The organism is Sphingobium chungangianum (genome assembly GCF_977014255.1).
Map to the genome: position 1 here is coordinate 1,702,165 of NZ_CDRNIV010000006.1, position 20,481 is coordinate 1,722,645.

Below are 20,481 nucleotides of genomic sequence, written 5' to 3' on the forward strand. Positions count from 1 at the left end.
TCGACCCATCCGGCGCGCCCTCGCCGCGCCGGATGAGCCTGTTCATCACTTATAGGGATCTACTGGTTGAGGAACGTCGATGACTTCCAGATCCTTCAGCATCGTCAGCACGTCGGAGATCGAATAGATGTGATCGATCTTGTCGCCGCGGAATCGCAGCCATGAAAACCACAGCACGTTCAACTCGTTTCCGGTCGGCTGGACACCCATATAGGGGCCGCCAGTATGCTTGCCGTGATGGTGGCACAGGACGCAGATTTCGTCCTCGCCGCGGCCCCAGGCCTTCAGCGTACGATAGATGCTGGGCGGGAAAGTCTTGTAGAGACCCTGGGGCGATGTCTTCCAAATATGATAGGTGCCCAGGTCAGGCCGATTTGGATTGTCATAGGTCATGGTGTCGGTGTTAAAAAATTGGTCCATGCCGTCCCAGTCGCCGCGGTTTATGACTTCGTGCAGGTCCATCCACTGATTGACCATGAACGCCTGGCGCTCGGTCAGCCCAGCGGTGATTTCTGCCCGCTTCTCCTTCGACAGGACGAAATCGGCTTCCGTGAACGGGGCGAGGCCCATAAATAGTCTCCTTGAAAATAACCGGTCCGCGGGATCTCCCCGAGGGTGACGTTTCATCCCCGTAGCCGCCGCACTCGACACCTACCCGATGGAAGGCGGCGCGCCTTCCGCACTGTGTCAGCAGCCATTCTATAGAATGAGAAGGAGAGGCCATGACACTGACCCTGCAGGAAATGTCGGACCGGTTCGAGATTCAAGATCTGATCGTTGGCTATTGCTACGCGGTGGACACACGCGACTGGGACGCGCTGGATCGCTTTTTCACCGAAGACGCCGTGATCGACTATTCGGAGATGGTGGGCGTCGTCGGGGGCCTTTCGGAGATCAAGTCCTTCCTGGCGGAAAGCCTCTCACCGATCCTCGCCTTTCAGCATGCCGTGTCCACCACCCAATATCGGATCGCGGGTGACCGGGCGCAAACCAAAACTGCCTGCTACAATCCAATGACGGTCAGCAATGGGGAGACGGCCGATACGCTGGTCTTTGGCCTGTGGTATCATCATGATTTCGTCCGCACAGGGCAAGGCTGGCGGATCAGCCGACTCTACGAGCAGAAATGCTACCGGATCAACGTGCCGGACTGGCTCGCGGCACAATTGCCCGCCTGATTTCCCCACAGCTTTGGCCTGAATCCTACGGGGGAGCCTGATGCGCCGCTTTCTGAACATGATTTTCATCCTGTCGATGCTTCTTGCCGGCCTTTCGCTGCTGTGGCTGGGGGGCCGGCTCACCCTGCTCGGCGGGTCGATCTGGTATTTCGTGTCCGGCATCATCATGGTGAGCACGGCCAGTCTCGGCTGGCGCCGATCGCCTCTTTCGGTCACGATCTATTGGACCTTTCTCGCCGCCAATCTCTGCTGGGCGCTTTGGGAGGTGGGACTGGACGGCTGGGCTCTTGCCCCCCGGCTGGCCATGCCAGTCGTCATGGGCCTCTACATGCTCACCCCCTATTTTCGGCGACGCGTTGGCCTTGACCGTCCCCTGCCCGGCGCACGCATCCTGTGGCCGGGTCTTCTGCTGCTCTTAGTCGGCGCGATCGGCACCGCTTTTTGGGCGGATCGTTCGCCGCCGGCCCGCACCGCTCTCTGGGGCGCCGGACCTGCACAAGCCGCCGATGGCGACTGGGTCGCCTATGGCAACGACCGGGGAGGATCGCGCTACTCGCCGCTGGCGCAGATCACGCCCGGTAACGTCGGCCATCTGGAAAAGGCATGGACGTATCACACCGGCAAGCTCAGCGATGGCAAGCAAGGCACGGCCTTTCAGGTCAATCCGCTCAAGGTGGGCAATCGCCTGTTCTTGTGCGCGGGCAATAATGATGTGATCGCGCTCGATCCCGAAACGGGCCAACAATTATGGCGGCACCGGCCAAAGACCGATCTCGCTGGTGTCTATGGCTTGGTCTGCCGAGGCGTCACCTATTATCATGTACCGAAGGCCTCCGGTTATTGCACCGAACGCATCTACACTGCGACACTCGACGCTCGGCTGATCGCGCTCGATGCCGCGACCGGCGGACTTTGTCCGGGCTTCGGACGCGGCGGTGAGGTGAATCTGAAGGCGGGATTGGGAGCGGTCGACAAGGGCTACTATTTCGTCACCTCGCCCCCCGCCCTCGTGCGCGGCCGCCTCGTTTTGGGTGGCTGGGTGACGGATGGTCAGAAAATCAAGGAGCCTTCCGGCGTCGTGCGGGCATTCGATGCCGTTACGGGTGATTTTTCCTGGGCCTTCGACATTGGTCGCCCCGAGGATCACGGCCTGCCGCCGCCTGGCCAAGTCTTTACGCCGGGCACGCCCAATAGCTGGGCGCCCATGAGTTCGGACGAAGAGCTCGGCCTCGTCTATGTGCCGACAGGGAACGCAACGCCCGATTATTTCGGTGGGCATCGCACCGACAATGACGACCTCTATTCCAGTGCCGTGCTGGCGCTGGACGCGGAGAGCGGGGCGGTGCGCTGGTCCTTCCAGACGAACTCATCATGACCTTTGGGACTATGACGTGCCCGCCCAGCCCACGCTGGTCGAGCTTCGCGGCGGCGTGCGCGGACTGCTGCAGCCGACCAAGCGCGGGGAGATATTCTTACTTGACCGTGCGACCGGCAAACCCCTGCTGCCGGTGGAGGAGCGCCTCGTACCACAGGGTGCCGTGCCCGGCGAACGCCTGTCGAAGACCCAGCCCTATTCGGTGGGCATGCCCAGTTTCGGCGGGCCGCGTCCGACCGAAAAGGGCATGTGGGGCCTGACGCCGATTGATCAGGCAATTTGCCGCATCCGCTTCCGGCAGGCCCGCTTTGACGGGGACATGACTCCGCTGTCGACCGATCATCCCACCCTCACCTGGCCTGGCTATCTCGGCGGCATCGATTGGGGCGGGGTATCGGTCGATCCCCCGCGCGGGCTGATGATCGTGAACAACAACCAAGTCGGAAACTATAACCGTCTGATACCCAGAGCCGTTGCCGATCGGCAGGGCATCAGACCCATGAACGCCGCGCATATGAGCGACGTCGGTGGCCCGGTCGCCCAGATGGGCGTACCCTATGCCGCCCATATCACCCCCTTCCTCTCCCCGCTCGCCATTCCCTGCCAGCAGCCTCCCTATGGCAGCATCAACGCGGTGGACCTCAAGACCGGCAAGTTGGTGTGGAGCAGGATATTCGGCACCTCCCGCGACAGCGGTCCGCTGGCTCTGCCAACCTTCGTGCCGATCCCGATGGGTGTGCCCAATATCGGCGGGTCGGTGGCGACCGCGAGCGGCCTCACCTTCATCGGCGCTACGCAGGAGCATATGTTCCGCGCCTATGAGACCACGACCGGTCGGCTGCTGTGGAAGGCGCGACTACCCGCCGGCGGCAATGCCTCTCCTACCACCTATTGGTCGAGCGTCAGCGGGCGCCAGTTCGTTGTGATCGCAGCAGGGGGACACGGCGCAATGTTGTCGGGTGCGAGCGATCAGTTGATCGCCTATGCCCTACCCAAACAAGAATAAAAGCGGCCCTGTTCCTTATGGCGCCAGTAAGTTCGACATAAATCGACGAAGAGAACGCCCATCCTATCCTTTGGCGGGCAAGATCGACAGGCGCGCCGTTACGCTTTCAGCCGAACAAGGGGAGGATGAACATGCCCGCACATGGCAGTCTGGTAAGACGCTTGCCGGTCGGCGCCGATGATGAACGTGCGATCGAACATGTGCTGCTGCGCTATGCTACCGGCATCGACACACGCGACTGGCCGCTATTCCGAACGTGCTTCACTCAGGATTGCGAGGCGGATTACGGCAGTTTCGGGCACTGGCGCGGACCGCGCGAAATCGCGGAATATATGGCCAACGCTCACCGCCATATGGGGCCGACGCTACACCGAATCACAAATATCGTGATAGAGAAGCAGAACGAGGAGGTGCATGCGCGCAGCTATGTCGATGCGATCCTGCCGGAGGCGACCCAGGGCGGGGTGACCCATCGTGCGACGGGCTATTATGACGATTGCTTGGTCCGCACCTCCGACGGCTGGAAGATTTCCCGCCGGAAATTCATCATGGTCAAGGCGGGGTTGGATGCCTGATCTCAATCGCCAAGTTTTGTTGACGTCCCGCCCACAGGGAGTCGCGCAAGCGGAAAATTTCGCTATCCGGCACACACCGGTCCTTCAGCCTGTGCCAGGTCAGATTCTGGTGCGCAATCACTATCTCTCGATCGAACCGGCGATGCGCGGCTGGATCGCCGATGCGGGCAACTATGCCGCGCCCGTCGCCATCGGTTCGGTCATGCGCAGCCTTGCCTCGGGCGAGGTGGTGGCCTCCGCGCATCCCGACTATGCGGTGGGAGAGCATGTGTCCGGCTGGTTCGGCTGGCAGGATTATGCCTGCGTGGCAGCGGACCAGGTCGTGCAGCGCACCACTGCAGCGGAGATGCGGGCATCGCTCGGCATTCTTGGCATCAACGGTATGACGGCTTATCTGGCTCTCACTCAGGTCGGCCAGCCCCGCGCGGGCGAGATCATCGCGGTATCCACGGCGGCCGGCGCGGTCGGCTCGGCCGTTGGCCAGATCGCCCGCATCCTCGGCTGTCGTGCGATCGGCATCGCAGGCGGGCCTACCAAGACGCGCCGCTGCATGGATGAGTATGGCTATGAATGCGCCATCGATTATCGCACCGACGACATAAGCGCGGCGATCGCTAAGCATGCACCCGAGGGTATCGACATCTATTTCGACAATGTCGCTGGGACGATCAGCGACTCGGTTCTGCCGCATCTGGCCATGCGTGGGCGGGTCATCGTGTGCGGGACGGCATCGATCGATCGCTGGGACCCGTGGCCCACAGGGCCGCGCGTCGAACGCCATCTGCTCGTCAAGCGCGCCCGGATGGAAGGGTTCGTCATCTTCGATTATGCCGACCGCTACGCCGAAGCGACGGCACAATTGCGAACATGGATCGCACAGGGCCGCCTCACATGGCGCGAGGATATCCTGGAGGGCATCGAATCCTGCCCGGACGCGCTAGCTGGTCTCTATCGCGGCGAAAATGACGGCAAGAGGCTGATCCGCCTCATCTGATCTGGAAAGAGGACGTTGCTCATGGATAGTCTGGAAGGGCAGATCGCCATCGTCACTGGCGCATCCTCGGGCATCGGCGCGGCAAGCGCGCGCGCGCTTGCCGCGGCGGGCGCGACGCTGGTGCTGGTCGCCCGCCGCGCTAACCGTCTCACCGAACTGACTGAGGAACTGGGCCGCGGCAGCGAGGCCTTTGCCGCCGACATGGCGGACCCGGACGCGCCGCAAAGGCTGCACGATTTCGTTCTGGACCGCTTCGGCCGGGCCGACATATTGGTCAACAATGCCGGTGTGCTGCACGCCGCACCAATCGAGCAATTTGACCTCGATCAGTTGCGCCCGATGATTGCGATCAACTACGAAGCGGTGGTGCGCGCCAGCACCCTTTTCGCGCGCACGATGAAAGCGGCTGGCCAAGGCCAGATCATCAACATATCCAGCATCGGCGCAAACATCATTGCCCCGGGCGTAGGCGTCTATGGAGGACTCAAGCGCGCGCTGGAGGCGTTTACCGACTGTCTGCGAGTCGAACTCGCCGGATCGGGGGTCAAGGTCGGCATAGTCGCTCCAGGCACGACCAGCACCGAAATCTTCGATGATATGAAGGCCAGGGGACAACCGTCCTGGGACAGCTTCATTCCCGCGATGCAGCCCAGCGACGTCGCCGACGCCGTCGCTCTCATCGCGCAGCAATCCGAACGCACCAATATCGCGCGCATCCAAGTTTATGCCTCGGCCGACAGCCACTGACGCCACGCCTCGAACCGGGGCGCCGGCGATCAGTCTAGCGTGGCGTAAGCGTCCAGCCGGAACGGATTGACGTCGCCGCCGTTGCGCATCTTGGACACCCATTGCGGGTCCATCAGCAGCGCGCGACCAACCGCGATCATGTCGAATTCGCCTCGCGCCATCCTGTCGGCCACCAGCGCCAGATTGTCGGTCATGACGGTGGGCTGTGCGAAGGAGGATTGCAGATCCTTGCTGAGGCCCACGCCGCCGACCGCGATGGTCGGTTTGCCGGTCAGCTTTCTGATCCAGCCCGCCAGCCCCATGTCGGAGTCCTCGAAGGCAGGCGCCGTGAAGATGCGCGTGCTCGCGTCGAATATGTCGACCCCCGCCTCGACCAGGGGCGCCAGCATCGCTTCCAGTTCGCCGGGTGTTTCCGCATTGCGCGCCTCATAATCCTGAAGCTTCCATTGCGAGAAGCGGAATATGACCGGAAAATCGTGCGCGGTCGCGGCCCGGATCGCCCCCACCAACTCGACGGCGAAGCGCGCCCGCTCGGCAATCCCACCGCCCCAGCGATCCTCCCGCATATTGGTATGACGCCACAGGAAACTGTCGATCAGATAGCCATGCGCCCCATGCAGGGCCACGCCGTCGAAGCCCACCGCCTTCGCATTGGCCGCGCTGCGGGCGAAGGCGGCGATCAGGTCGCCAATCTCGCTTTCGGTCAGCGGCGCGGTGGGCGCGCGCACCTGTTCCAGATAATCGGGCGGCACGACCGCTTTGTCGGTCGGCCCCCAGATGCCGGATGGACGGGCTGACGGCGCGTCGGGATGATAGCCCGTGCCCGGCACGCGAATAACGCCCTGGTGCCATAGCTGGGGGATGATGAGGCCGCCTGCGTCATGAACACCGGCTACGATGTCGCGCCAGCGCCGCAGCGCTTCGTCGCCATGCAGGACTGGCGAAGCGCCGCCACCCATGGTCTCGCGTCCCACTGCGGCGGGATGGTCGACTCCCACCCCTTCGGTGATGATCAGCCCCACATCGGCTTCTGCCCGCCGCCGATAATAGCCGGCTACCCCCTCGGAGGGGATGCCGCCCGGCGAAAAATTGCGCGTCATCGGCGCCATCACGAATCGATTGCGCAGGTGAAGTGAACCGACTGTGACCGGTGTATAGAGAATGTCGGCCTGCCCCATCAACGCGATCCTCTCATCTGTCTCTCAAACGACGCTGCCGCAGAGAACGAGTGTGAACAACCTATCCAGTGACAGGACATTCGCCCGCTGACGCCGCGCATGATCACGCCGAATCAATGTTCTTCGATGGCAAGGGCGGACTGCGGACAGGCTTCGGCCCCTTCCCGGGCCAGTTCTTCCAGTCCTTCGGGGACGATATCGTCCTCCACATAAACGATACCATTGGCATCGAGCTTGTAAATTTGGGGGCAAATCTCGGCACAAACGCCATAGCCGCAGCAGGCCGCCTTATCGATCACCACTTTCAGTTTCGGACTCATCCAGCCTCTCCTTCCTCTTTGCGCAACATTACACCTTGAACAGATTTAGTTCAATATGTATAACACGACTCAACCAAGGAAATTCTCCAGGAGAGCAAGATGCTGCACAATGCTGGGCTGACGCTGAGCGACGGAACAACTCTTGACGACCTCATCGACCGCGACATGAATGAAGTGTCGTTGCGAGTGATGAGCGACAAGGAATTGTACGAGTTGGAGATGGAGCGGGTGTTCGCTCGCACATGGCTCCTTCTTGGTCATGAATCCGAAATTCCTAAGGCCGGCGACTATGTCATGCGCGACATGGCCGAAGACAATGTAATCGTCTCGCGCGACCGCAGTGGCGAAATCCACGTCATGCTGAACGTCTGCCCCCATCGTGGCATGAAGGTCTGCACGGCGGAAGCGGGCAATGCCCAAGCCCATCGCTGCATCTACCATGGCTGGGCCTTCCGCGCGGACGGCAGCTTCATCGGTGCTCCGATCGAAAAGGAGCAGATGCACGGCAACAAGCGCTCGAAGGACGAGCTGGGGCTCAAGAAGGCCCGCGTCCATCTCTATGGCGGCCTCATCTTCGCCACTTGGAACAAGGATCTGTCGTTCGAGGATTATCTGGGCGATGCGAAATTCTACCTCGATCAGCTTTTCTGCCGCACCGACAGTGGCCTTGAGATGCTTGGCCCGCCGCAGCGCTTCGTGCTGCCGTGCAACTGGAAGATCCCCGGCGAACAGTCCGGATCGGACGGCTTCCACACCCTGACCCTCCACCGTTCGCTGATGGAAGGCGGCATCATGGGCGGGACCGCTGAGTCAATCTACGACACCGCGCCGGGCATGTATGGCGTCGACCTTTCGGTGCCGCAGGGCCACACTCTGCGCTGCCTGGAAGCGGCCCAGACCTTCAAAATGTTCGCCGACGTCAGCTTTGAAGGCAAATCGACCGAAGAGAGGCTCCATCTACTGCCGCCGCCGGGCATTACCAAGGAATTGATCCCGCAGCTGTTCAAGAATCTGTCGGAAGATCAGGTCAAGCAGCTGGCGAACATCCCGCCCCAGGTCGGCGGCATGTTCCCTAACATCCTGATCGCGTTCATCTTCGCGCCCCGCACAGATGGCGGCGCGTCAGGCGCCCTGTCGCTGCACACCTATGTGCCCAAGGGGCCGGACAAGGTGGAGTTCGTGAACTTCATCTTCGCGGAAAAGGATGCGCCGGAAGACGTGAAGCGAGACATGCTTCAGAACGCCATCTGGTCAACCGGAACCTCGGGCACGATCGAGCAGGACGATGCCGACACCTGGCCGCAGATCATGCGCAACTCGCGTGGTCATATGAGCAAGACCATCACGCTCAAATATCAGGCGCTGCACGGCCACGAGCGTCCGGAAGGCTGGGTCGGCGGCGGCGATCTCTATCCCGGCTTCACCAAGGACGACACGCAATGGGCCTGGTGGATGGCCTATTACAATCTGATGGCCGAAGCCTGAGCCGCGGCGAAGAGAGAGGACATATATCATGGTGAACTACGCCACCGCCGCCATCGACAAGACCAGCGTCCTGCGCGGCCTTGTCTCCACCAAGCGGGTGCCGCTCGGGTCGGAGGTCTATAATCGCCTGCTCGAAACACTCTATGATGAAGCCGCGGCGCTCGACGAACGTCGGTTCGACGACTGGGTGGCTTATCTGGAGCAGGATCTGAGCTACACCGCGCCGCTTCGCCTCACCCGCAACGGTCCGAACAAGGACCGCGACGTGGTGCGCACAATGAAGCATTTCGACGAGAATTACGGCTCGATCCTGATGCGGACCGGTCGTCTAGCGAAGAGCGCCTGGGCCGAAGATCCGCCGTCGCGCACGCGCCGCTTCGTTACCAATGTCCGCGTCGCCGAAAGCGAAACGGCGAGGGAATATGAGGTGGTGAGCTACCTCTATGTTGAGCGCAGCCGCCTGGACAATCCGGAGAATGAGACGATCAGCGCCGAACGCCGCGACATCTGGCGGCTCGTCGATGGCGCGTATAAGCTGGCAAGCCGCGAAATCATCGTCGACCAGTCAACGCTGGGCATGTCCAACTTCGCCATCTTCCTCTGACAGGAGCGGCTTCGGTGTCGGGAACCCAGCATATCGTGGTCGTTGGCAGCGGTCTTGCCGGCTATGGCGTCCTGCGTGAGCTTCGCAAGCTCGCGCCGGACGCCAGGCTGACCCTCATCACTCAGGATGATGGGCATTTCTATTCCAAGCCCGCACTGTCGACCGCGCTTGCAAAGGGGAAGGTTGCCGACACGCTGATCACCACCCCGGCGGAAAAGATGGTCGCGCAGCTCAAGTTGGACTTGCGCGCGGGGCGCGTGGTCGAAGCGATCGACCGGCAGGACAAGGCCGTCCTGACCACGGGCGGCCCGGTTTTCTACGATCGTCTGGTGCTCGCGCTGGGGGCCGATCCGGTGCGGCCGCCGATCGATGGCGATGCCGCGCACCGCGCGCTCGCAGTCAACAATCTGGACAATTACCGCGACTTTCGAGAGGCTTTGCCGGATGGCGCCCGCGTCCTCGTCATGGGGGGCGGCCTTGTAGGCACCGAATTTGCCAACGACCTTTCCGCAAGCGGCTATCAGCCGGTGGTCGTCGACATGCTCGGCCACCCCTTGGCGCAGCTCGTGCCGCCGGGCGTTGGCCAGATGATTCGCGACGCGTTGGCCGAAAAGGGCGTGGAATGGCACCTGCGCCGCAAGGTTCTGGCCATTCACAAGGGCGAAAACGGGATCAGAGCCGAACTGGATGACGGTCTCGTGATCGAGGCGGCGGCTGTCCTTTCGGCCGTCGGGCTGCGTCCGCATATCCAGCTCGCACAGGAGGCGGGGCTGGAGGTCGCGCGGGGTATCAAGGTCGATCGGACGGGCTGCACCAGCGATCCCGCCATCTATGCTATCGGCGATTGCGCCGAATATCCGCAGGGTTTGGCCGCCTATGTGACCCCCATCATGGCCGCAGCCCGCGCCATCGCGCCGAGCGCGCTCGGCACACCCACGGATATCCGTTTCCCGCCCCTGTCCGTGCAGGTCAAGACCACCGCCTATCCCGTCGTCCTGCTGCCCGCGCCCCAAGGCGTGGAGGGGCAGTGGCAGGAAATCGCCAATGACGAGCGCGGCATCAAATATCATTATCACGACACGCACGGGGCGACCCGCGGCTATGTTTTCACACAAGACTATTGCCAGGAACGGGTGGACATGGACCGTGCGCTGAGCGAGCAGATGACAGGAGTGGGTGCGTGACGGGATTGGTTAAGGATAGGATCGCAATCGTCACCGGCGGCGCGAAGGGGCTGGGCTACGGTATTTCCCGCTGCCCTGGCGGAGGCAGGCGCGCATCTGCTGATCACCGGCCGGGACGGCGTCGCGGCCGAGACCGTCGCTGCCGAAATCACGCAAAGCTTCGGCGTCCGCGCCGTGGGCATGTCGGCCGACATGGGCGTCAAGACCGAAGTGGAGGCGATGATCGAACGCGCCGTCAGCGAATTTGGCGGACTGGACATATTGGTCAACAACGCGTCGCAGCTTTCGCCCAATGTGCTGCTTGAGCAGAAGACGGACGAGATGCTCAAGCGGACTCTGGAGATCGGCACCTGGGGAAGCTGGTGGGCGATGCGCGCCGCCTTCCCGCATATGAAGGCGCGCGGCGGCGGCTCCATCATCAATTTCTATTCGATCGACGCCCAGACCGGCGCATGGCTTCACGCCGACTATAATATGAACAAGGGCGCGATCCTGGGGCTTACCCGGACCGCGGCTGTCGAATGGGGCCGCTTCAACATCCGCACCAACGCCATCGCGCCGACCGGCATGGGGCAGGTGTTTGCAGACCTCGCCGAAAACGTCCCCGGCTTTCTCGAGATGGCAACCGCCAGCAACCCGCTCAAGCGCGCGGGCGACCCGGAAAAGGACATCGGCCCGGTCGTCCTGTTCCTGGCGTCGGAAATGTCGCGCTTTGTGAATGGCGAACTGATCAATGTGGATGGCGGCCAGCATCTGCCGGGCTATGTGAGCGTTCCGCACAATCTCGCAGAGATGGAAGCCCAGACATGAAACTGATGCCGCACGCCGACTGGAACGAAATCGCCGTCACCGATCAATCGGGCAGCGTCCAGAAGATCATGGACGGCACGTTGCGCGCGATCAACTCTATTGGCGCGCGCCGCTTGTCGATGAGCGACATCAGCGAGAGCAGCGGCGTCTCGCGCGGCACACTCTACCGCTACTTCGCCTCCAAGGAGGAAGTGCTGGCGGCCTTCAGCGAATATATCTGCAGCAGCTTCGAAAAGGGAATTGTGGAATCGGGCGAAGGCATTGCCGAGCCGATCGAGCGCTTCCGCGCGGTGATGCGCTTTTACGGCCGCTTCACGATCGAACGCTCACCCGAAGGTATCTTTGAGGTCGAGCCGGCCTTCCATCTCAATTTCCTGCGCAGCCATTTCGACCGTCACAAGGCTGCGGTCGAGCGTGCGCTCGAACCTGTGTTCGACCATTTCGACAGGCTCATCGACAGCCGGATCAACCGGGACGCGTTCTGCGACACGATGGTCCGCCTGCAACTGAGCACTCTCATCATTCCCGCCACTCCCGAGTGGCTGGCGATCTGGAACAGCGCGCCCGATCGGTTGTGCGAATGGGCATTGCAGATCGCCGGACACCATAGCGAACATAAGAAAGGATGAACTGATGGCTACTGCCCCCAAGGTGGATAATGAAATCCAGTGCGGCTTTGCCGACAAGGCTGTCGCTGATGCGATGGTGGAAAAGGCGCGCGGCTTTCGAACCTTCCTGCAAAGCGAAGCGCCCGAGGGCGAAAAGCGGCGCAATCCTACCCCCGCCGTGGACAAGATGCTGAAGGAAGAAGGATTCCTGCGTATGCTCCTGCCGCAGCGGCTGGGCGGCATGGGCCTCTCCCCCACGGATTTCTGCCGGGTGCAGATGGAAATCGCCAAGGGCGATCCCGCTATCAGCTGGGTGATCCAGATCGTCAACGGAACGAGCTGGATCACCAGCCTCGCGCCCGATGGCGTGCAGGACGCGGTGTTCGGCGGCAGTCCGCAGTCGGTCTGCGGCGCCTACAACCCTCCCGGCAAGGCGCGCAAGGTCGACGGCGGCTGGATCATCAACGGCAAATGGCCCTATATGTCCGGTTCGCGGCAGTCGAACTGGGCGCAGCAGGGCGTGGTGCTGGAAGGATATGACGGTCCCGTCGTTCCGGGCATCAGCATGTGCTATCTGCCGATGGACAGCATGACCATCGAAGACACATGGTTCGTTTCCGGCATGCAGGGCACCGGGTCCGACACGGCGGTCGCCAAGGATGTTTTCATCCCCGACGCCCAGATGGTGCTCATGGATGAGCGCGCCGGACAGATCGACCGGACGAAGCGCCATTTCGGCGCCCCCTCCGATCTGCTGCCCGCCGTGCCCGTCGTCCGCACCACCGGCATCGCCCAGCTGATCGGCGCGGTTGAGGCCATGCTGGAAATCGTCACCGCCGAGGCCCCCAAGAAGCCGGTGCTGACGACCATCATCGGCCCGCGCACCAGTTCGGGCGCCTATATGCGCGATCTGGGCGAAGCGGCAGCGATGATCGATACCGCCAAGCTGATCCTGTTCGACCTGACCGCCAAGCTGGACCGCGTCGGTCTGGGCGAGGAATTCACCCTTGCGGAGAAGGCGAGGCAGCGTGCAGGCGGCGCGCAGATGATCGAACTGGTTCATGGCGCCAGCGAATCGCTGATGTTCCAGGCCGGGTCCTCTGGCTTTGCGCTGGACAAGCCGATCAACCGCTACTGGCGCGACATTTCGATGGCGCTGCGGCATATCCAGAATATCCCGACCATCGGCTATGAAATCTATGGCCGCAACCTGACCGGCGCCGATCCGATCTCGCCGCCGGGCGCCTATTGAGGTCGATAAGCCATCGAAAGGAGGGTTGCCCGGTCGAAAGAATGGGCAACCCTCCTTCCTCCGCGGCCCGGCCGCATCCATCACGACCATAGGGGAACGCCATGCGGACCGCCCTGATCGACAGCGATGGCGGCTTCGCGCTGGCCGATCATCCCGAGCCAGCCGCCCAGCCCGGCTGTCGCGTCATAGAGGTTGCGGCGGCCGGAATCGGCCCCACCGACCTCATGCGCGCGAAGGGCTTTTTCGGCCCCGTCAGCGCGCCCTATGTGCCGGGCGGCGAGGGTGTCGGGCGCCTGGATGACGGCAGGCGCGTCTATTTCGGCCATAGCAGAGCGCCCTTCGGTGCCATCGCGGAACGCACGCTCGTGGCCGAAGAGGAAATCTGGCCTGCTCCGGACGGTCTTTGCGACGACCAGTTGATCGCCCTCGCCATCTCCGGCACCGGCGCACTGATCCCGCTGGAAGAGGCGCGGATAGCCAGAGGCGAGTCCGTCCTCATTCTCGGCGCGACCGGCCCGGTCGGGCAGATCGGCGCGCAGGTCGCGCGGCTGCTGGGCGCGGGCCGCGTCGTGGCGGCGGCGCGCAGCCGCGAACGGCTGGAGGCCATGCAGGCCGCCGGTCATGCCGATGCGATCGCCCTATTGGGCGAAGGCGATGATGACGCAGCGCTGAAGGCGGTTTCGCAAGGCGGCTATGATGTCGTGCTCGACATCATCTACGGTCCGCCCGCCGAAGCGGCGATGCGCGCCACCCGGCCCGGCGCGCGCATGATGAGCATCGGCGTGCAGGCCGGGCCAACGGTCACGCTGTCCCTGCGCGATCTCGTCTTCCGCAGCCATATCGGCGTCGGCACCGGGCAACGGCCGGCCAGCGAGCGCCGCGCCGCCTATGACCGGCTGATCCACATGGCGATGACCCAGGGCCTGACCGTCGACACATGCCGCTATGCCTTTGCGGATGCGGCCGACGCGTGGGCGGCGCAGGCCGGCAGTCCCCATGGCAAGATCGTCATCGCCCGCTGATCGCATGGGAAGCCCCGCCTATATCGACCCCACCGTCCGCATCTTCGGCGATGTGCGGCTGGGCGACGATTGCAGCCTCTGGCCCTATGCCGTCGTCCGTTCCGAACGAGCGCATGTATCGATCGGGCGCTGCGCCAGCGTGCAGGACCATGCGATGGTCCATATCGGATGGGATGATCCCACGATCATCGGCGACTATTGCACTATCGGTCATGGCGCGGTGGTCCATGGCTGCATCATCGAACCCGCCTGCCTGATCGGCATAGGCGCGACCATCATGGAACGGTGCGTCATAGGGCGCGGCTCGATCATTGCCGGACACAGCTTCCTGCCGCCCGACAGCGTGATCCCGCCGCATTCGCTCGTCATGGGCACGCCCGGCCGCGTGGTGCGCCGCATCGACAAGCTGCGCACGAACGTCGTCGACGCGCTGCTCTATCGGGACAATGGGCGCGCCTATGCCACAGGCGGCCATCGCATCTGGGAAAATGCCGACATGGCGAAGCTGGGCGAAGAGGCCGATGCAATCCTTGCACGCGAAGCCGCGGGCTGGAATGACCGGGGCATCGCCCAATCCCACGGAAAATAAGAAAGCGATCATGCCCGACACGCCCGTCTTGACCGAAGATGCCATGCTGGACCTGCTGTTCCGCGACGCCCGCACCCATAATCAATGGAGCGACCGGCCCGTCACCGCTGAGACTGTCCGAACCCTTTACGACCTCGCCAAATGGGGACCGACGACCGCGAACAGCAACCCCGGCCGCTTCGTCTTCCTGCGCTCCGCCGCCGCCAAGGCTCGCCTGAAACCCCATCTGAGCGCGGGCAATGTCGACAAGGTGATGCAGGCGCCCTGCACCGTGATTATCGCGGGCGACACCCGATTTTACGAATTTTACGAAAAGCTTTTCCCGTCGCGTGACATGCGCAGCACGTTCGAGGGCAAGGACGAGCTGGTCGAGGAAACGGTCGCGCGTTCCTCGACGCTTCAGGGCGCCTATCTCATCATGGCGGCGCGGGCGCTCGGGCTCGATTGCGGCCCGATGTCCGGCTTCGATCAGGCAGCAACTGATGCAGAATTCTTCCCCGATGGCCGGTGGAAGAGCAATTTCCTATGCAACATCGGCTATGGCGATCCGGCAGGACTCTATTCCCGCAACCCCCGGCTTGATTTCGAAGAGGCCTGCCTGGACCTCTAACGACGGGGCGTCCACCAGGCGAACGCCCCCGTTTTTCAGCTAGCGGACGCCCAAACCAGCGGCAGCGCGACCGGCTGGATCATCCCCAGATGGCATTCCACCTGATGGCCGGGCGCAATGCGAAAGTCGGGAATGCGCGACAGAAATTCCTCCATGGCGATCCGGAGTTCGCGCCGCGCCAGATGCATGCCCACACAGGTATGGATGCCGAAACCGAAACCGACGTGACGCGGCCGCCGGTCCAGTCGGACCTCGGCAGGCGCGTCGAACTCGGCCGGATCGCGTCCCGCCAGCGTAGTCGACATGGCCACCTTGTCGCCGGGCATGAATCGGACGCCGGCAACCTCGACTTCCTTCTTGCAGGTTCTGAAGGTAGTCACCGCGCCATAGGCTCGCATCAACTCATCTATGGCGTGCGGAATTTCGGACGGATTGGCGCGCAGATAGGCCTGATCTTCGGCATGGCTACCCAGATGCCGGAAGTGCAGGCCCATATTGGTCGAAACCGTATCCAGCCCGCCAATGAACAGATTGAACATGAAGCCCAGCAGTTCATCGTCGGTCAGCGCCCGGCCATCGATCCGCCCCTGCACGCCGAAGCTGATGAGGTCATTGCGGGGGTTGGCTCGCCTGTCCTCGATCTCCCCAGCCAGATAGGCGAGCACGCTGCGCGTCGCCTCGGCAATCTTCGACAGGTCGTGATTGTGGAGAAGGTTCATTTCCCACTCCATGAACTCTTTCACCCGGTCGTGCGGCAGGCCCATCAGTTCCATGAACACCTTGATCGGAAATTCAAACGCGAAATCGCCCATGAACTCGCACTGGCCGCGCGGTGCGAAGGCGTCGATATATTCCATCGCATAGTGCCGGATCTTGTCTTCCAACGCCGCCATCGCCTTGGGCGTGAAAGCGGGATTGACCATCTGGCGAAAGGGGCCGTGAGCGGGCGGATCGAGTTCGGCAGGAGAATTGATCCAGTTGCCCCCCACCAGCTTGGAGAAAGGCGAAAAGTCGGTCGAGGAAAAATGATCGGTGTCGAGATAGATTTCGCGCAGATGCGCCATGCGCCGAGGCACCCAGGCGCCGGTTCCGCCGGGATAGGCGTGGGCGGCATAGATAATGTCAGGCCCCTCATGCACCTGCATCGCCAGATCGTCAAACGGGTCCTTTGCCGTCGTCATGCCAAAGATGAAGGGAAAATCCCTGCTCACCAGTTCTGACGGCACATGATCTGGAATTGGTTGCTCTGGAAACATCATCGCACTTGCTCTCCTTGAATTATTGCCCTGATATTTAGCCTTGAGCTTCTTCCCGAAGTCAGGCGGGACAGTGGCACACCATGCTTCTATCAATCATCTGTCCTTCAGAAGGATCGCGGCAAGCCCAAACTCTCCGCGATCCCGTTGCGCACCATCTCGTTCGTGATCGGACCGATGCGCCACAGGCGGCTGTCGCGCCAGTAGCGCTGCATGTCGGTTTCCGCCGAATAACCCATGCCGCCCAACATCTGGATGCCCATGTCCGCTGCGGCATTGGCGTTTTCGGACGCCATGAGCTTGAGCATATTGGCCTCGACGCCGACATTCTCGCCCCGGCTCTGCTTGTCGGCGCAGTAATGCAGCATCAGTTCCGTCGTCTTCTGCATGGTCGCGATGTCGGCGACATAATGTTGCAAGCTCTGGAACCGGCCGATGATCCCGCCAAAGGCTTTGCGCTGCTTCAAATAGTCGAGCGCATCTTCCAGCACGCCGTCGATGACGCCCAGGCAGAAGGCACCGACCATGATTCGCTCATTGTTGAGCGTGGGCAGCAGCATATACCAGGCCTTGTCCGCTTCACCCAGAACATGCTCGTCTGCGACGAACGCTTCCTCAAAATGAACGGAGCAACTGCCCATCGATCGCATGCCAAGCTTGGCCAGCGGCGTGATCTTCACGCCCTGCGTCTTCGTCGGCACCCAGAAGAGAGTCAGTCCCTGATGCTTCTTCTCGACGGTCCTGTCGCTGCGCGCGATCACAAGCAGATAGTCGGCGACATGCGCCGAGGAAGACCAGATCTTCTCGCCATTGAGCTTCCACCCGCCATCGACCCGGTCGGCGGTGGTGGCCATGGCACCCAGCAGGTCCGTGCCGCCGCCGGGCTCGGTAAAGGCGATCGCGGCCTTCAACTGGCCCGTCGCGATCAGCGGCAGATATTTCGCTTTCTGTTCGGCCGACCCGTAAAGCCCGATGGATTTGGACCCGGCAAAGCTGGTGATGCCCCATATCCACGCCAGCCCGCCCAGCGATCGGGCCAGTTCCCGCGCCAGCAGCATCTGCATGACGACATCGCCGCCCTGCCCGTCATAGTCTTCTGAAATGCCGACGCCGTGGAACCCCGCTTCGGTAAACTTGTCCCACAGTGCAAAAGGATAGTGGTGCTCGTCCTTCTCCAGCGCACGCGCCCATTCCTTGGGCACTTCCTTGTCCACCCAGCGACGGACCATGTCGCGGAAGGAACGATATTCTTCGGGCAGTTCGGAATCCATTATCAATCCCTTTAATGTTGATCTTGATCACCGCCCGACATGGCTTCGCGATTGCACAGAACAATCAGACGCGCCGCCATCCGGTCGAGGCAGGCCAGCACGCCGTCCCGATCGCCCGCTAGGAACGTCTGCAATATCGCTTCATGCTGGCTGAGGCCGCTTTCACGGAGGGTTGCAATGCCGTGCAGAAAAATGAAGCGGGCGATCAGTCCGCGCCGGTCCAGCGTCGAGCGCAACAGTTCGCGGCTCTCCGAGGCCTCAATGAAAATGGTGTGGAAATCGAGGCCAGCCATGATCGCGGCCATATATTCGCCGCTCTCCATTGCCACCCGATAACGCGCGATCGCCCGCTCCAGCGCCGTAATCTCCACCGCGCCGATACGGGGCATGCCCCAGCCATAACCCAGCCGCCACAGTTCGGCCTGCACGCGGATAAGGTCCCGGGTCGTGTCAGGGTCGATCGGTGTTGCCCGCTTTAGCCGGTGCGTTTCGACTTCGACCAGCCCTTCCGAGGCCAGCGTGCTCAGGGCCTCCCGGATGGGTGTCGCGCTCACATTCAGCTCCTGCGCCAGCGCCATTTCCCTCAGCAGAGCGCCGGGCGGGATGACGCCAGACACGATCCTCGATCGCAGCACCGCCGCCACGGCCTGACGGCGCGTCGCCGGAGACTGCAAAGTCTCGGCCGAGGCAAGCCGATCCGAGGTAAAACCCCATAAGGGGTCCGAAGATATATTCTGCGATTCCATATTCTGTAGAATGGCTCAGCGCAGAGCAGTCGGTTCCTTTCCAAGGATAGGGTGTCGCTTTGCCGAACCCCTGTAGACCGGCATGATGAAATGCCCCAGATGCAAAACGCCGCAGGAAGGTTATGGAAGGTGGTGCCACGCATGCGGCCATGCCGGCGGTAACATTCGTCGCGCGATGCTGTGGACGCTGCTGCCCACAGCAATGATCGCGGTCATATTGCTCGTCCGGATCGGCTATGCCGAAATGACGCGGCAGGGCAGCAGCCGCAACATCTACAGCAACGCCATCGAAACCCAGAATGCGACCGGCCGGAGCGCGGCCTTCGCCAAGCTCATGCATGATGCGGGACAGACATGCACGCGCACGTCCAAGGCTCTGTTCAGGGGCGATATCGGTCCCAATGCCGCCTGGGCGCTGAGGTGCGAGGATAGCGGCGACTGGCTGATCCTGATCGCTTCCAACGGCGCGACGCGCGTGGCCAGTTGCGGTCCGCTGGACAAGGCCGGGACGCCTTGCTGGACCCGGCTCTAAGGCATCGGCCACTCCTGGAGCCAATTCCTCTCCGATTGCATCGGGGTCCGTCGGTCAGCCCAGCCCACTTCGCCACCAGCCAAGGCCGGGCGCGGCCTGTATCATCACATCCCATGCCCGCACGCTTGCCGCTTCGATGGCGGCAGGGTCCGCCCGAAGCCCGGCGAAGGTGCGTTCAATCATCTCGTCAATATAGGCGCGTGGCTCGACCGACGCGAGCATCAGGCGCCGCCGCGCTTCGATCGTCATGCCGACGATCAGGTCCACGGCCACGTCGAGCGACCGGAACGTTATCTGCCCGCCATTCCGCGCGGCATCCAGCGCGTCGCGCACCAACAGGTCGAACATGCTCGCCCGCGCGAAATAATCGACATAGTCGACGCGGCAGGTAAAACCGCCCCACCGCGGATCATGCCATCCCCGCGCCATTGCCATGGCCGCGCCGCCGACCGCCCGGACAAGCGGGTCCGTCACATCGTCGAACAGCCTGCGGAAATCGGCGATCAGGTCCGCCGTCATCCGCTCGCCCAGTTCATTCACCGCAGCGTCAAGCGAGTCGAAATATTTGTAGAAACTGCCGCGCGACACGCCCGCGGCGCGGATCACGTCGTCGATCACCAGACTGCCGCTGCCCTGCCCCGGCTGATACAGGTCGAGCACCGCGTCCAACAACCGCTCACGCATCCGTGCACGCCTGAATGCCGCCGCCGCCGTGCGCGGATCGACAGCGGGGGAAACAGGCACGGCGTCGGTCATCGCATCCCTATTGCATCGGGTGGAAATAGCGCGCAAGCAGGCTGCCATCCTCGCCGAATATATAATGTTCGATGCTGTGCACGCTGACAGGATGCCCGTTATAGTCGCCTTCATTGCGGACATAGATGACCGCTTCATTGCCGCTCACCTTCACGTCTTCGACGATCAGCTTCCATCCGACATATTGCTCGCACAGCGCCTCCAGCTTGTCCCAGCCTTCCTGCACCGGCCCGGTGGCCGGGTCCTGCACCTTGAAGCCGCCCGGCGCGATCGCACGGAACGCCGCCATGAAATCGTCGATGCGTCCTTCGCTGAACAAATCGGCCTGGGTCTTTAGGAATGTCGCGATTTCCTGCGTGCTGGGGTGTGCCATGTTTCTTCCT

General features: G+C 62.4%; 24 protein-coding genes. 16 read left to right on the forward strand and 8 right to left on the reverse strand.

Annotated elements, in window-relative coordinates:
- Positions 1-45 precede the first annotated feature (45 nt).
- Positions 46-570, reverse strand: a complete 525-nt coding sequence (locus ACWNC0_RS15445; RefSeq protein ID WP_449472826.1) for an ester cyclase — start codon at positions 568-570, stop codon at positions 46-48.
- Positions 571-722: 152 nt separating this feature from the next.
- On the opposite strand from ACWNC0_RS15445, the gene ACWNC0_RS15450 reads away from it, so the two are divergent.
- From ACWNC0_RS15450 to ACWNC0_RS15475, 6 genes are all read left to right on the forward strand, one after another.
- Positions 723-1,178, forward strand: a complete 456-nt coding sequence (locus ACWNC0_RS15450; RefSeq protein ID WP_449472828.1) for a nuclear transport factor 2 family protein — start codon at positions 723-725, stop codon at positions 1,176-1,178.
- 40 nt (positions 1,179-1,218) lie between these two features.
- The gene (locus ACWNC0_RS15455) at positions 1,219-2,553 is read left to right on the forward strand and encodes an outer membrane protein assembly factor BamB family protein (RefSeq protein ID WP_449472830.1); all 1,335 of its coding nucleotides are present in this window, start codon (positions 1,219-1,221) and stop codon (positions 2,551-2,553) included.
- Between the two features lie 16 nt (positions 2,554-2,569).
- Positions 2,570-3,559, forward strand: a complete 990-nt coding sequence (locus tag ACWNC0_RS15460) for an outer membrane protein assembly factor BamB family protein (protein WP_449472832.1) — start codon at positions 2,570-2,572, stop codon at positions 3,557-3,559.
- Between the two features lie 125 nt (positions 3,560-3,684).
- On the forward strand, positions 3,685-4,134 hold the full coding sequence (locus tag ACWNC0_RS15465; RefSeq protein WP_449472834.1) for a nuclear transport factor 2 family protein: 450 nt from the start codon (positions 3,685-3,687) through the stop codon (positions 4,132-4,134).
- On the forward strand, positions 4,127-5,128 hold the full coding sequence (locus tag ACWNC0_RS15470; protein WP_449472836.1) for an NADP-dependent oxidoreductase: 1,002 nt from the start codon (positions 4,127-4,129) through the stop codon (positions 5,126-5,128). The genes ACWNC0_RS15465 and ACWNC0_RS15470 overlap by 8 nt, the downstream gene beginning before the upstream one ends.
- A 21-nt stretch (positions 5,129-5,149) precedes the next feature.
- Entirely contained in the window at positions 5,150-5,875 is a 726-nt protein-coding gene (locus ACWNC0_RS15475; protein ID WP_449472838.1) for an SDR family oxidoreductase, read from the forward strand.
- Positions 5,876-5,904: 29 nt separating this feature from the next.
- Here ACWNC0_RS15475 and ACWNC0_RS15480 read toward each other — a convergent pair whose 3' ends face one another.
- Together ACWNC0_RS15480 and ACWNC0_RS15485 are read right to left on the reverse strand one after the other, a co-directional pair.
- On the reverse strand, positions 5,905-7,053 hold the full coding sequence (locus tag ACWNC0_RS15480; RefSeq protein ID WP_449472840.1) for an oxidoreductase: 1,149 nt from the start codon (positions 7,051-7,053) through the stop codon (positions 5,905-5,907).
- Between the two features lie 113 nt (positions 7,054-7,166).
- Positions 7,167-7,373, reverse strand: a complete 207-nt coding sequence (locus ACWNC0_RS15485; RefSeq protein ID WP_449472841.1) for a ferredoxin — start codon at positions 7,371-7,373, stop codon at positions 7,167-7,169.
- Positions 7,374-7,472: 99 nt separating this feature from the next.
- Between ACWNC0_RS15485 and ACWNC0_RS15490 the strand changes: the two genes are divergently transcribed.
- The 9 genes from ACWNC0_RS15490 to ACWNC0_RS15530 all read left to right on the forward strand — a co-directional run bounded on the left by ACWNC0_RS15490 (position 7,473) and on the right by ACWNC0_RS15530 (position 15,537).
- Positions 7,473-8,858 (forward strand): aromatic ring-hydroxylating dioxygenase subunit alpha, encoded by a 1,386-nt coding sequence (locus tag ACWNC0_RS15490; protein ID WP_449472843.1) that lies wholly within the window; start codon positions 7,473-7,475, stop codon positions 8,856-8,858.
- Between the two features lie 28 nt (positions 8,859-8,886).
- Complete coding sequence (locus tag ACWNC0_RS15495) at positions 8,887-9,462, forward strand: aromatic-ring-hydroxylating dioxygenase subunit beta (RefSeq protein WP_449472845.1); 576 nt, start codon at positions 8,887-8,889, stop codon at positions 9,460-9,462.
- A 14-nt stretch (positions 9,463-9,476) separates the two neighbouring features.
- Positions 9,477-10,646: an FAD-dependent oxidoreductase gene (locus ACWNC0_RS15500; protein WP_449472847.1), complete on the forward strand. Its 1,170-nt coding sequence runs from the start codon at positions 9,477-9,479 to the stop codon at positions 10,644-10,646.
- 102 nt (positions 10,647-10,748) lie between these two features.
- Entirely contained in the window at positions 10,749-11,456 is a 708-nt protein-coding gene (locus tag ACWNC0_RS15505; RefSeq protein ID WP_449474633.1) for an SDR family NAD(P)-dependent oxidoreductase, read from the forward strand.
- Positions 11,453-12,085 (forward strand): TetR/AcrR family transcriptional regulator, encoded by a 633-nt coding sequence (locus ACWNC0_RS15510; RefSeq protein WP_449472849.1) that lies wholly within the window; start codon positions 11,453-11,455, stop codon positions 12,083-12,085. The genes ACWNC0_RS15505 and ACWNC0_RS15510 overlap by 4 nt, the downstream gene beginning before the upstream one ends.
- A 4-nt stretch (positions 12,086-12,089) precedes the next feature.
- Positions 12,090-13,316, forward strand: coding sequence for an acyl-CoA dehydrogenase family protein (locus ACWNC0_RS15515; protein ID WP_449472850.1), 1,227 nt, complete (start codon positions 12,090-12,092; stop codon positions 13,314-13,316).
- 101 nt (positions 13,317-13,417) lie between these two features.
- Positions 13,418-14,338, forward strand: a complete 921-nt coding sequence (locus ACWNC0_RS15520) for a quinone oxidoreductase family protein (RefSeq protein ID WP_449472852.1) — start codon at positions 13,418-13,420, stop codon at positions 14,336-14,338.
- A complete protein-coding gene (locus tag ACWNC0_RS15525; protein ID WP_449472854.1) occupies positions 14,313-14,927 on the forward strand; it encodes a gamma carbonic anhydrase family protein in 615 nt (204 codons plus the stop codon). The genes ACWNC0_RS15520 and ACWNC0_RS15525 overlap by 26 nt, the downstream gene beginning before the upstream one ends.
- Positions 14,928-14,937: 10 nt before the next feature.
- On the forward strand, positions 14,938-15,537 hold the full coding sequence (locus ACWNC0_RS15530) for a malonic semialdehyde reductase (protein WP_449472856.1): 600 nt from the start codon (positions 14,938-14,940) through the stop codon (positions 15,535-15,537).
- A 35-nt stretch (positions 15,538-15,572) separates the two neighbouring features.
- Here ACWNC0_RS15530 and ACWNC0_RS15535 read toward each other — a convergent pair whose 3' ends face one another.
- The 3 genes from ACWNC0_RS15535 to ACWNC0_RS15545 all read right to left on the reverse strand — a co-directional run bounded on the left by ACWNC0_RS15535 (position 15,573) and on the right by ACWNC0_RS15545 (position 18,810).
- Entirely contained in the window at positions 15,573-16,796 is a 1,224-nt protein-coding gene (locus ACWNC0_RS15535; RefSeq protein WP_449472858.1) for a cytochrome P450, read from the reverse strand.
- A gap of 104 nt (positions 16,797-16,900) precedes the next feature.
- Positions 16,901-18,064, reverse strand: a complete 1,164-nt coding sequence (locus ACWNC0_RS15540) for an acyl-CoA dehydrogenase family protein (protein WP_449472860.1) — start codon at positions 18,062-18,064, stop codon at positions 16,901-16,903.
- A gap of 11 nt (positions 18,065-18,075) precedes the next feature.
- Positions 18,076-18,810 carry a GntR family transcriptional regulator gene (locus ACWNC0_RS15545; protein ID WP_449472861.1) on the reverse strand — a complete coding sequence of 245 codons (735 nt, stop codon included), beginning with the start codon at positions 18,808-18,810 and terminating at the stop codon, positions 18,076-18,078.
- A gap of 175 nt (positions 18,811-18,985) precedes the next feature.
- On the opposite strand from ACWNC0_RS15545, the gene ACWNC0_RS15550 reads away from it, so the two are divergent.
- Positions 18,986-19,342: a hypothetical protein gene (locus ACWNC0_RS15550; RefSeq protein ID WP_449472862.1), complete on the forward strand. Its 357-nt coding sequence runs from the start codon at positions 18,986-18,988 to the stop codon at positions 19,340-19,342.
- 54 nt (positions 19,343-19,396) lie between these two features.
- Here the strand turns inward: ACWNC0_RS15550 and ACWNC0_RS15555 are convergent, their stop codons facing one another.
- The gene (locus ACWNC0_RS15555; protein ID WP_449472863.1) at positions 19,397-20,098 is read right to left on the reverse strand and encodes a TetR/AcrR family transcriptional regulator; all 702 of its coding nucleotides are present in this window, start codon (positions 20,096-20,098) and stop codon (positions 19,397-19,399) included.
- Positions 20,099-20,105: 7 nt separating this feature from the next.
- A complete protein-coding gene (locus ACWNC0_RS15560) occupies positions 20,106-20,471 on the reverse strand; it encodes a hypothetical protein (RefSeq protein ID WP_449472864.1) in 366 nt (121 codons plus the stop codon).
- Positions 20,472-20,481 lie beyond the last annotated feature (10 nt).